Raw genomic sequence first — 11963 nt, 5'->3', positions numbered from 1 at the left:
GATTTGAATTCCTGCATCAAAATAACAAAGAATGATTTAATTTTAGGCATGGAAGTGGATTTTTTACTTATTGGTCAGGGATTGGCGGGTACGGTTTTGTCCCATAGACTTATTCAAAAAGGACTAAAAGTACATTTAATAGATGATGCTGATCCAAACAGTAGTTCAAAAATTGCAGCTGGACTTTATAATCCGGTTACCGGAAGAAATTTGGTGAAAACCTGGAAGGCAGATGCACTATTTAAGGAGATAGAACCGTTTTACCATCAAATGGAAGCTTTACTTGGACAAAAATTTGTACATCCAATAGGTGTTTATCGGCCATTTATTTCATTTGAAGAGCAGAATGAATGGCTGGCTAAGAGTGCTGATCCACAGTATGACGCCTTTATTGATAAGGTTTATTCGAGTTCTCGCCATCAAGGGGTAAATGATCCGTTTGGAGGTTTATTGCTAAAGTCTACAGGCTATATTGATACCCGTAAACTGGTGCATAGCTTTGGAGCTTGGCTAAAAGGTAAAGGCATGCTTACCAACTGCTCTCTGGAAGAAAAAGATTTGAGACTTACCCATGATGGTCATTGGGAATACAAAGGAATTAAGGCGAATAAAATTGTCTTTGCCAATGGAATACAAGCAAGAGAGAGTTCTTTTTTTAACTGGATACCATTTATACCTGTAAAAGGTGAGATTCTGACTGTTAAACAGGATTTTACATCTTCTGAAATTGTTAATAGGGGGGTGTTTAGAATTGACTTAGGCAAAGGGGTTGGCAAAGTGGGCTCTACTTACATTAATTCAGAGGTTAATTTAAGTCCAACTGAAAAGGGGAAAAAAGAAATTCTTGATAAATTGGAGCAGTTAATATCCAAAGAAGTAATTGAAATTATTGACCATCAAGTGGGGATCAGACCGGGCATTAGAGATAGAAAACCGGTGCTTGGAAAACATCCGAGCGAAGAAAGCGTTTATATATTCGGTGGATTTGGTGCTAAAGGTGTTTCTTTAGTGCCTTATTTAAGTAATCAGATGGTGAATCTTTTAATTTGTGGAGAGGAACCTGAGAAAGAAGTGAACATAAATAGATTTTTTAAGTATATTTAAAACATTGGCTAAAAATTCTAAGGCACCTAAATGAGACTTAAATATTTACTACTAATATGTATCCTTGCCTCCAGCTTCAATAGCGGTGAACTATTGGCGCAGTTTAATAAGGAGAAGTTTGGAAAAAATAGAGTTCAGCATAAAAACAAGGAATGGTACTTTTTCGCATCCAATAATTTCGAGGTGTATTATTATGATGGTGGCCAAAGAAATGCACGCAGGGCCATAGATTTTTTAGAGAGTGAATTTGATGATTTAACTCAATCCATAGGGTATGTGGCCTATACCAAACCGAAGATTTTTATTTACAACTCCAACCAGGAGTTGTTAGAAAGTAATTTGAACCTCAACACAAATAATTTTACTGTTGATGGACAAACTTTCTTCAGTAAACTCCTTACAGAAGCTGCATATGTAGGTTCATGGGAAGAATTTAAGAAGGAATTGATATACAAAACGTCAAAAATTATCATAGAGGAGATGCTATACGGCTCTAGCATTTCAGATGCCTTCCAATCTAACCTAGTTAATAATTTTCCGGATTGGTTTATCGATGGTGCAGCGAAATACCTGGCCTATGGTTGGAGCAGAGAGATGGATGATTTTGTCCGCCATTATTTAAGAGAAAACGACAACCCTAAACTCTTTAAACTTCAAAATGAGGAGGCCGGCTTGGTGGGGCAATCTATTTGGAATTATGTAGTGGAGAAATATGGGAGAAGGTATATTTCAAGTATTTTGAATCTTAGCAGGATCAATAGAAATGAGGCGACAAGTATAGCCAATACCCTTGGCAGGAAATTCAAAGACTTTTCTACAGAGTGGGCCAAATTTTATAGGGATATAAATTCCGGAGTTTTTGAAACCTTTAAGGATATCAACGAGCAAAACGTGATTAACGTGACGCCAAAAAATCGTTTTGGAGAAATTACAGGCATAAGTTTTAGCCCTGATGGTAAAAACCTCGCATATGTAGAGAACGTGGAGGGGAAATATAAAGTCAAAATTAGAGAGGTAGCTACCGGTAGAGAAAATGTGATTTATAAAGGTGGCTATTCCTCTTTTGAGCAGGAAGCGGATTATACTACCCCGGCCATTGCCTGGAGAGATACCCTAAACTTGGTAATAGGGACATTCAAAAGGGGGGTGACTACCCTAAGAATGAGAGCTATAGACGGTAGTAGTCAAGATAAAATATTTTTAAGAAATATTACGCAGATTTTAGACCTTGACTTTTCACCTGATGGACGTACCATGGTGCTGTCAGCCATTAATAATGGCAATACAGATGTGTATACGCTAAATATGAAAGGGCAGGGGAGAAGAATTACAAATGATGTGTTTGACAATAGAACGCCTGTTTACCTCAATGATTCTACAATAATATATGCTTCCAATAAAGTTGACTTAGCGGATAGCCTGTTAACAGGAGTTATTGATGTGCACAACTTTCCTGATTATTACAACCTGTTTCAACTTAGTTTAGGAGATTCAATTTCAGAAACGAGATTGACGAATTTGAACCATGTTAATCTTTATCCGGAAAAGCTGAATAATGCAACTATCCTATATTTAAGTGAGCAGAGTGGGATTACCAATTTGATGCGCTTGGGTTTGGGGAGTAATGTTTCAAGTCAGGTATCTGCCTTTAACAATAGTTTGGAATCTTTTGATTATGATGTGGAAAACAACAAGTGGGCATATTCGATAAAGGATGGGAGTCGCAGCAAGCTCGTCTTGGAAACTTTTCCCAATATGGACCAATTTACCCCAAGTACACCACGGGTTCAATTGGAACAGGCCAAGGCAGTTAACAAAAGAATTTCTGACCGAAGAATACAAAGACAAGAAGAAGAGAAGGAAGATGCTGAAGAACCCACTTCCGATGCCTCAGGTCAGGACGTATTGTTGACCCCTGCTGATACCAGTGTTGCCGGAGTAGATCTTGAAGGCTTGTTGTCGGGGGAAGATTCTCAGGTGCTGGAAGAAACGAATTTACCGGAAAGTATTTCGACAGTAACGGACAGTGTTCCCGGTCAAGCCGATCAAAAAACCACGGCCATAAACGTAGACCGGTTAAGGTTTGAAACTGAAGGGGGGCTGGATACGGATAATTATACTTTTGATACCATTCCTAACCTTTATGGGCAGCAGTCTGCCAAGCCTGTAGAAGATCCTTCAGGCCTTGCAGACCGTAGAAGCGATATTTTAGATGCTTTCAGGCAGCAAAACATGGTGAAGCGGGTACAAGGTCCCAGAGATTATGTGCCACAATTCATTACAAGTAGCTTGAACACTTCATTTGTGATTGACCCCTTGCGGGGCTTTGGCTTAAAGCTAAGTGGGCAAATGACCGATTTGTTAGACAACCATGCCATCAAAGGAGGAATACTAACAGCACTTGATTTTCGTTCGGGAAGTGATCTATATTTCGAATATGAATACAGGAAATACAAATTGGACATAAGCGGCAGGTTTGATCGAAGATCAATCATGAGGAGTGAAGGAGACCTTACTTTTCAGAAATACGTGCTTAGCAAAACTGAAGTAGGTGTTTCTTATCCCTTATCCACAAGTGCCAGGGTAAGTCTTTCACCATTTATTGCCAAAACCCAGTATTTTAATTTAAATCCTGACTCAATCATTAGAGGAGGTGATGGTCCTCAAAATCGATTGGATGTAAATTATGCCGGAGGAAGTGCGGAAGTGGTGGTGGATAAAACCAGACAGTTGGGCTTGCATATGGAACAAGGTTTCAAGGGTAAAATAGGCATGTTGCATTATCAAGGGTTGAATCACAGTGATAGGTCTTTTAGCAATGTTTACCTTGATTTAAGAAATTACCAAAAAATTCATAAAAACATTACCTTGGCCACTAGACTGTATGCAGGAAGTTACTTTGGTCAAAACCCTCAACAATACTTGGTTGGAGGAATGCAAAATTGGTTGTTTAATAAATTCTATCAGCCACCGACCAACCGACCGGAAGTATCACCTATCAGAAATGAAGATGGGGTGGAAAACTCTAACCTTCTTTTTACTGAATTTGTGGATTTACGGGGTTTTGATTATGATGAAATCCGGGGGAATAATGTCATTACCTTTAGTTCTGAATTAAGAATCCCATTGTTTTCTTATTTGTCTAGAGGAAATATCACTTCAAATTTTATCCGGAATTTCCAATTGGTAGGTTTTTATGACGCAGGCTCTTCTTGGTCAAACTCGGCACCTTGGGAGCGTGTCAATGATCAGAACACTGAAGTGATCAATACAGAAGGTTCCCCTTTTGTAATTACATTAAACAATTTCAATAATCCATGGCTCCAAAGTTATGGTGCGGGTGTAAGAACTGTTCTTTTAAATTATTACGTTAAGTTTGATGCTGCCCGACCCATACGAAATTATACGGTGGAAAAAACGAGATTTTATGTAACTTTGGGTTATAATTTTTAGATACAAAATCTTTTAAAATGATAAAATCCATGACAGGCTTTGGCCTGGCGGTATATGAGGACGACAATTATACGATTCAAGTAGAGGTTAAAACCCTTAATTCCAAGTTTTTAGACCTTAATTTTAGGGCTTCTAAGCAGTTTTCAGAAAAAGAAGCGGAAGTAAAAAGTGCTGTTTCAGGAATCCTTGAAAGAGGTAAAGTCAATGTGTCCATTGAATTTAACTCTAAAAAAGAAGATGACCTTCCCATAGTAATACAGGAAGAACTTTTTCAAAAGTACCATCAGAAATACTCAGAAATGGCCGCAATGGTGAATGGGTCTACTGATGATATTTTTAAGCTTTCCTTACAGTCTCCGGGAGTCAGTACAGTGAATGTTGAGAAGGCAGATTATAATGAGGGTTGGAAGGTTATTTTGCCGGTACTCAACGATGCCCTGAAAGATTGTGATCAGTTTAGAGTCAATGAAGGGGCTGTTTTGATGGAAAAATTTCAGGATAGTCTTTCCATTATCACCGATAATTTAAATAGCATTAAAACCTTGGTGCCTGTTCGGAAAAACCGATTGATAGAGAAGATTAGAAATAACTTTTCTGAGTGGGTTAAAGAACAAGATTTTGATGAAAATCGATTTGAACAAGAACTCATTTATTATTTTGAGAAATTAGACATTACTGAAGAGATCGTAAGGTTAGAAGCCCATTTGAATCTTTTCGCTGAAGTATTGAAATCTCAAAAGTCTGAGGGAAAAAAAATGGGCTTTGTCAGTCAGGAGATGGGGAGAGAAATCAATACAATCGGTTCCAAGGCAAACGATTCTTCAATACAGCATCACGTGATCAATATGAAAGATGAGCTGGAGAAAATTAAAGAACAGGCCTTGAATATCATTTGATTAGAGGCTTTACTCCATCATCCACTGTATAATTGCTTTCTTACATTTTGAATAGGGCGCATATTTAATGTTTGGTTCAAACCAAAAAGGTTTGTCTAAAATGCTTTTATAATGGGTAAATGAGTCAAATCCGGCCTTCCCGTGGTAACTGCCAATCCCACTAAATCCAACACCTCCAAAGGGGAGCTTGCTATTGGTTAAATGCATCACGCTATCATTTATAGCACCACCTCCGAAGGATAGTGTTTTCAGTAAATTTCGGATTATTTTTCTATTCTTGGAGTAAATATAGCAGGACAAAGGTTTTGGTCTTGATTTTACTTCCGAAATGGCTTTTTCCAGTTTGTCAAAGGAGATGACGGGTAAAATTGGCCCAAAAATCTCATCTTTCATTACTTCGTCAGAAAAAGTAACATTATGGAGGATGGTAGGGCTGATAAACCTCTCCTCTCTGTCTAAATTTCCTCCAAAATAAACCTGTCCGCTTTCAACTAGTTTGCTGAGACGGTCAAAATTTTTGGTATTAATTATTTGCAGATAATTTTCATCAATCTTATGCTTGTTCTCAAAGGATGCTTCAATTTCCATCTTTAAGGCATCTAGAAATGCTTGTTCGATGGACTTGTCTACCAATACATAATCGGGACTGATGCAGGTTTGGCCTGCGTTTAAGAATTTGGACCAAACGATCCGCTTGGCAGTCATTTTAAGGTCAGCATCTGCGAGTACAAAAGTTGGACTTTTTCCTCCAAGTTCTAAAGTGACAGGGGTCAGATGTTTGGCTGCAGCTTGGTAAATTATTTTTCCAACAGGAATGCTTCCGGTGAAGAATATTTTATCATAGCGATGTTCTAGCAAGAGCTTAGTCTCTTGTACACCACCCTCAACAACATGAAAGTAATTTTCCGGAAAATTATCATTGATTAATTTAGCCATCACCTTAGAGGTGTTGACAGGTAATTCGCTAGGCTTAAGAATTACAGTATTACCCGCAGCAATAGAGGTGATAGCCGGCAATATGGATAGCTGATACGGATAATTCCAAGCTCCAATAACCAATGTTACTCCTAGAGGTTCCGCAAGGATATAACTTTTCGCAGGGAAGTTAACCATGCCGGTAGCTACCTTTTTTCGTTTACTCCATTTTTTTGTGTTTTTAATGAAGTTATCGATTTCGTGGTATAGGAGGGATAATTCCGTAGTATAGGTTTCAAATTCAGATTTCTTGAAATCTTTATAAATAGCCTCATAAAGTAAGTCCTCATTTTCTTTTAAGATGGCCTTAATCTTTTTTAACTGGCTAATTCTAAAATCTATATTTTTGGTTTGGTCTGTGTCAAAAAATTCTCTTTGTTGAAGAAGCAGCTTTTCCATGTCCATCTTAATAGTGCTTGTTTAATCAGCATACAAAATTGATAATACCTAAAGGGTTTGTATCAAGTTCTATTCCATTTAATCAAGGGACGGACTCCCATATGGTTTAAAAGATTATTTGTGCACTTACTTTAACCGCAAAGGGTTTGACTGAAGGTTTATCCAGATAGGACATCCTGTGGAAGAAATCCACCCTAAAGAATTTAAAAATATTCTCTACACCATAACCTAATTCCAAGAAGGGCGTCTCAGGGTCCAGGCTTCCAAAAGTTTGTAAAGGGAATCCATCCGGATCCATTACGGGCACACGAGATAGGTTGGCTTCACTTACCGATCCAAACAAGAGATTTGCATTAGCGACTGCCCGCCATTTTAACTTTCTAATTAAAGGAATTTTATTCAGTAAAAAACCTTCAAAAAAGTGTCGGTATCGAAAGCTGAAGTATTGATCCGATGTAAATTCATTGAAGTTCATGGTATTGAATGCTGCCGACGTATAGAAAAGTGTTTCATTGCCCAGGTGGTTTTCCAATATTGGGTAGGGCACATTTCCATAAACTTTCCCTGCTGCCGCCTCGTACCTTGAAATCCCCAACATACCCATGTTTAGCTTTTGAGAAATGGATACTTTCAGCTTAGAATAGTTGTATTCTCCCCTGAGCCATTGAAAACCTTTGCTGTAATTGATAGCAAAAATGGGCCATTTTGCGGGGCCTAAGGATATTCTGTCATTGTCATTAATAATAAAAGTTTCATCCCGTCCATAACGAAGTCCTATTTTACCTTCAGTTGTTTTAAATGTTGATTTGAGTTCCGAAGCACCTTCGTCTAAATAATAAAAATCAAACAATGGATCAAAATGATTTGATTTAATGCTGCCCATAAGGGTAAACCCTTTAAACAATTCTCGCTTTAAGTCCATCCTGTAATTGGTGGAAATAAAAGGTTTCCTAAAGGTTCCAAAACGGCTTGCAGCCAAGAAAATGCTATTGCCTTCAAGGCTCTCCATTTCTAAGCCCACCTGATCTATTTCCTTCTGAGTAGAGATTTTTACAGTTGTCCACCTTTCTCTATCCAAAATCTTTGTAATTGCTCCCGAGTATTTTAGCCGCCTGTCCAAAAAACCATAAGCAGCATAACCTTCAATTTTCCATTTATCGCTAAACTTTAAATTTGTTCGAAGACCTGCGCCTATGCGTATCCCTTCAACATTATTGTAATTAAAAAAACCGGGCCAAGGTCCTACATCCAATTTACCTATAGGTAAATAACCACTTGCCAGAAATTTCAAGCTTTCAGAATAAAATCGGATGACAGGGATTTTTTTCAAAGTATCTACCATTTGTAATACAGCCAATTCTTCTTCACTGAGCGGATCCCGGCGGTTTTTATTCCAAAAATCTTCCCCTTCAGCGTCAAAGTCAGGTTGAAGCACTACTGCCTGATTAAAAAAAGAGGTAGGCTTGGGATTGCCTGTTTGAATACTATCAACAGAAGTGTAAAACTTGGCCAACAGTCCGGCGGTTTTAGGGGTTATCTGTCCAATTTTAACTTGAACCCTGGTTTTTGATGGGATAAGCGCCCCGGGATCTGTAGGTGTAAGTTCTTGTTGAATTTTAATCCTTTCTATAAAATTGAGATTGGCCGCTTTAGGAATTGTTAGGTCAACCTGCTTTAAGGCGTACGTGTTTTTATTGATCCAAATGGTACCCGTAAAAGCCAAATCTTGAGTTCTTAGTGGATAGACTTGTAAAACATAAACAGAGTCTTGACCAATTTTAGTGGAATCAAGAAGGTCATAATCATAGAATCCTTTCCATCCATCAGCAATGGGGGACACAAATTCTTTTTCCAAAATGTTTAACCAATTTCTATAAAAATTATACTCCTGAAAAGCGGATCCTGTGATTTGGGAGACGGTGGCACCATCGGTAATCCCAACACCTGTAACTTTTGATTTTTCAACCACTTCCTTCTTTAATTCAGGGTTGTTTCTAAAGTAAAAAGAAGAAAGGGTTTCAGAGAAAAAGACTGGCAAAATTTTCTCACCTTCATCATTGGTGAGTTGCTTTATGGAATCCAAAACGGCGGTTACTTTTTTGACAGCTTTTCTTTTCGTAAAAGCTTCAGAAACATGATCTATATCGATTTCTATTTTGGTATAGTTTTTTGTTTGGTAGGCATCTAGTTTTCTTTTATCGAAATCTTTTCTTTTGGCCACGGCCTTTCTAATGATTTCAAAAGCCGGGTTTTCACCTGCTTCAAACACAAAGGCTTCCATTTCATAGTCCGATGGGCGGAGTTGAAAATTGATGGTGTGTTCCTTCCCGGGGCCAATGACCTTTGTTTGCGAATTATAGCCTATGTAGGTGACTTCCAGGCTGTCTGCCCTATTGTTGCTTTCTAGTAAATAATTACCTTCAAAATCAGTAGAAATACCGGTGCTAGTACCTTGTAAGAGAACAGATGCAAAGGGTATAGGATCTCCTGTTTCAGCATCGGTGATCTTGCCTTTCACCACCAATTGACCGAAAGAAGGAAGAGATGCAACCAAGGCAAGTATTAAAAATAAAAATAATGTTTTCAAATTTCAGAAGTTAATAATTTCCTTTGGCTAAAAAGAATTTGCCATAGGTTGTTAATCGAAATTAAGGGGTAAAAGTTCTAAATTGAAGAATAAAATTTTTATTCAACAACTAATTGTCTTCCAGTTTGTATGTCATTTTATAGAATCCTTGAAAGGGGAGGCTACATTATCACGTGTAAATGATGATGAAAAACGAAAAAATTGATACAAAGTGATATGAATTTAGCAAGTTTCTTTGAATAATTAGAAAATAATTCAGTGTCTTTTTGGCTGAACAATCATACCATCAAATTTATAAATGATTAAGACTTAAGTTTTTATTAGAATGGGGCTCTGGGATTTTATAAGCCACTGACTAATTTCAGTTTGAACTTATTGAGTTCGTGGGCATTTGTTAAAAGAAGCTAGTAAATATTCCTCCACAGTTTAGTTTATGAGATTCTTCGGATTGCATCAAATAAGGTCAAAAGCGAAACCATATAGTATCAAGTCGGAAGTTTCATTGGTTTCTAAAATTTCTTTGATGCGTTTTTTATGAGAATTTACTGTATTTGCTCCAATACATAGCTTTTCCGCAATCTCTTTAGCTTTTAAGCAACGGCAAATATGTGAAAGAACCTCTTTGTTTCTCTCTGTTAATTGCGCAAACTTCTTTTGGTTCTTTTTACGGAAAGTCACCTCCTGAGCAATTCTTTTAATTTTGGAAATTGCCCAAGACTGAAGACCTAGCGGTAGGATTTGTGTAAAGGAATATTGGGTTTTTCCATTGCTGTCAGGAAGGAAATGGTGTACAGTAATGAGCTCTACTTCTTGATTCTCTTGATGCTGGTTGTATCTCAAATAAAGTTCTTTAGTAGAAAGATCGCTACCAATTGCACTTGTCCTTTCAAGAAGGCATGTGTTGGGATCCTTTGGATCGAAAATGATTCTCCTGTATTCATAGTTAGGGAGGTGGCTAAAAAACTTTTCTGTTAGGCCGAATTTTTTTAAGCCAAGCTTACAAATAAATAAATTTTCAACGGGTAGAGTACGCTGGATTATTTTAATGCCAGGTATCAATTCTCCAGCGACCTTAAGCGCATTAATTTTTGCTTTGATTAATTCCTGTTCATTAGTTTGGATGGTTTCCATATGATATAGCCTTTTAGAGGTTGACTACTATTTATGGAAGACAATAAAGAAACTGTTATAAAAGATTTAAAATCTTGTTCGTGAACGTGGGCAGTTAATTCCTAAAGGTTTTATTTTTGAGAATAAGCTAAGAACAACTCTAATAGAATTTGGTGTATTTTTAAAAAAATGAATGTCGGAAATTCTTATGTAAATGATTCGGTCTTCATGCTTTTATAACCTTTTGGTTTTTAAAATTGAATTCCTACCAGCTTATATTTTTGAATTTCCCATTGGTTATGTTAACCTTTACGTCTTTATCTGGATCAATTGCCGTAAATTGAAAAGTTCCAGATATTCGTTTGGATGTGGCATCAAATGCGGTTATGGTTACCTCAATTTCACCAAGGTCATCAGTTTCTGCTATGTAGGCATTTTCTTCATTAAGCAGTTTCTTGGTCGTAAGGCCTGCCGCCATTAAAGAAGTATAGGGTGGCTCCGAGTCAGTTCCTCTTGAATTAATAACTGTTCCCGGTTTTAACTCTGTTATTTCAGGGCCCATCAATATCAATCTGACGTCTGCAACGGCTATACCTTCAATGCTGAAATCTGCTCCAGAAAAGGCTAGAACAAATCCTATTCCGTTTGAGAAATTAACAAGAGTGGTCACAATCTCTTCAAAATCCTTTGGATTAGTTAGGTCTTTTGTGGCCTCAAAAGCAATGCCGTCAATTTCTGCTGTAATAGTTTGAATATCTTGAGAGATTGGCTGTTCAGGAATGCAAGCGAATAGTAAAAAAAGAGATATAAAGCATAGGTAAATTTTCATAATGATAATTGTTAAGGTTTTTATTGGAATATTCTTGTTTCAATTTATTGGGTCTGTTTAGCAAAAGTAGTTGGCTTTGTGATTATGCTTATCACCACAAATGGTGGTTTATTTTTTAATAATGCTGACTAGCATCAGCTTATCCATTTTCTGATACAGGTGAATCAAGCCAAAAAAATGGAAAAGGTTACGTAAGTTAAGGATAATGAATACTGGACCAAATAGACTCATTTCCTAAAAATTATTGAGCATTTTACAAGAAGATTACATCCACGCAAGCAGGAAAGCTAAAGGAGATGATGGAGGGTTATGTGTTTGCTTTCTATGCATTGGTTTTCAGGAGATCAGAGAAAAGGAGCTTAATATTACAAACATGGATAAATTCACTTCAATAGTGAGGCTTTTGTTGATTTACCGTGATGTTGTTGATGTAGGAAAGTTTATAAATCTTTCCAGTAGTAAAAATAGGCTTGCTGACCTTAAGAGGTTAAAACTTGAAACTGTCTTAAGGAATGGAAAGGAAATTGGGATGTATTCTAAAGGACTTAAAAGCAGAGGTGAATTGGCAAAGGCTAAACACTAATTCTTCAACAATATTTAACAAAACGCT

The 11963-nt window shown here is 37.2% G+C and carries 8 protein-coding genes; 4 read left to right on the top strand and 4 right to left on the bottom strand.

Features of this window, described 5'->3' with window-relative positions:
• Positions 1–48: 48 nt before the first annotated feature.
• The 3 genes from ACYVHJ_RS03770 to ACYVHJ_RS03760 are packed head-to-tail and all read left to right on the top strand — an operon-like array spanning position 49 to position 5453.
• Complete coding sequence (locus tag ACYVHJ_RS03770) at positions 49–1104, top strand: NAD(P)/FAD-dependent oxidoreductase (RefSeq protein ID WP_460512684.1); 1056 nt, start codon at positions 49–51, stop codon at positions 1102–1104.
• A gap of 30 nt (positions 1105–1134) precedes the next feature.
• A complete protein-coding gene (locus ACYVHJ_RS03765) occupies positions 1135–4557 on the top strand; it encodes a biopolymer transporter Tol (RefSeq protein ID WP_460512682.1) in 3423 nt (1140 codons plus the stop codon).
• A 17-nt stretch (positions 4558–4574) separates the two neighbouring features.
• The gene (locus tag ACYVHJ_RS03760) at positions 4575–5453 is read left to right on the top strand and encodes a YicC/YloC family endoribonuclease (protein WP_339901743.1); all 879 of its coding nucleotides are present in this window, start codon (positions 4575–4577) and stop codon (positions 5451–5453) included.
• 9 nt (positions 5454–5462) lie between these two features.
• Here ACYVHJ_RS03760 and ACYVHJ_RS03755 read toward each other — a convergent pair whose 3' ends face one another.
• The 4 genes from ACYVHJ_RS03755 to ACYVHJ_RS03740 all read right to left on the bottom strand — a co-directional run bounded on the left by ACYVHJ_RS03755 (position 5463) and on the right by ACYVHJ_RS03740 (position 11353).
• Positions 5463–6833 (bottom strand): aldehyde dehydrogenase, encoded by a 1371-nt coding sequence (locus ACYVHJ_RS03755; RefSeq protein ID WP_460512679.1) that lies wholly within the window; start codon positions 6831–6833, stop codon positions 5463–5465.
• A gap of 100 nt (positions 6834–6933) precedes the next feature.
• Positions 6934–9414 carry a DUF5686 and carboxypeptidase-like regulatory domain-containing protein gene (locus tag ACYVHJ_RS03750; RefSeq protein ID WP_460512677.1) on the bottom strand — a complete coding sequence of 827 codons (2481 nt, stop codon included), beginning with the start codon at positions 9412–9414 and terminating at the stop codon, positions 6934–6936.
• A gap of 453 nt (positions 9415–9867) precedes the next feature.
• Positions 9868–10545: a helix-turn-helix transcriptional regulator gene (locus tag ACYVHJ_RS03745; protein WP_339901740.1), complete on the bottom strand. Its 678-nt coding sequence runs from the start codon at positions 10543–10545 to the stop codon at positions 9868–9870.
• Positions 10546–10789: 244 nt separating this feature from the next.
• Positions 10790–11353, bottom strand: a complete 564-nt coding sequence (locus ACYVHJ_RS03740) for a DUF6252 domain-containing protein (RefSeq protein ID WP_460512675.1) — start codon at positions 11351–11353, stop codon at positions 10790–10792.
• Between the two features lie 244 nt (positions 11354–11597).
• Here ACYVHJ_RS03740 and ACYVHJ_RS03735 point away from each other — a divergent pair, with 244 nt between their 5' ends.
• On the top strand, positions 11598–11936 hold the full coding sequence (locus tag ACYVHJ_RS03735) for a hypothetical protein (RefSeq protein WP_460512673.1): 339 nt from the start codon (positions 11598–11600) through the stop codon (positions 11934–11936).
• Positions 11937–11963 lie beyond the last annotated feature (27 nt).

The sequence above is a fragment of the Cyclobacterium sediminis genome (assembly GCF_054781075.1).
Note: the sequence above shows the minus strand (reverse complement) of the source record. Positions and strands in the feature narration are given on the sequence as shown.

Coding starts and splice junctions, on each gene's coding strand:
- ACYVHJ_RS03770 (WP_460512684.1), top strand. CDS start 49: ATGGAAGTGGATTTTTTACTTATTGGTCAGGGATTGGCGGGTACGGTT.
- ACYVHJ_RS03765 (WP_460512682.1), top strand. CDS start 1,135: ATGAGACTTAAATATTTACTACTAATATGTATCCTTGCCTCCAGCTTC.
- ACYVHJ_RS03760 (WP_339901743.1), top strand. CDS start 4,575: ATGATAAAATCCATGACAGGCTTTGGCCTGGCGGTATATGAGGACGAC.
- ACYVHJ_RS03755 (WP_460512679.1), bottom strand. CDS start 6,833: ATGGACATGGAAAAGCTGCTTCTTCAACAAAGAGAATTTTTTGACACA.
- ACYVHJ_RS03745 (WP_339901740.1), bottom strand. CDS start 10,545: ATGGAAACCATCCAAACTAATGAACAGGAATTAATCAAAGCAAAAATT.
- ACYVHJ_RS03740 (WP_460512675.1), bottom strand. CDS start 11,353: ATGAAAATTTACCTATGCTTTATATCTCTTTTTTTACTATTCGCTTGC.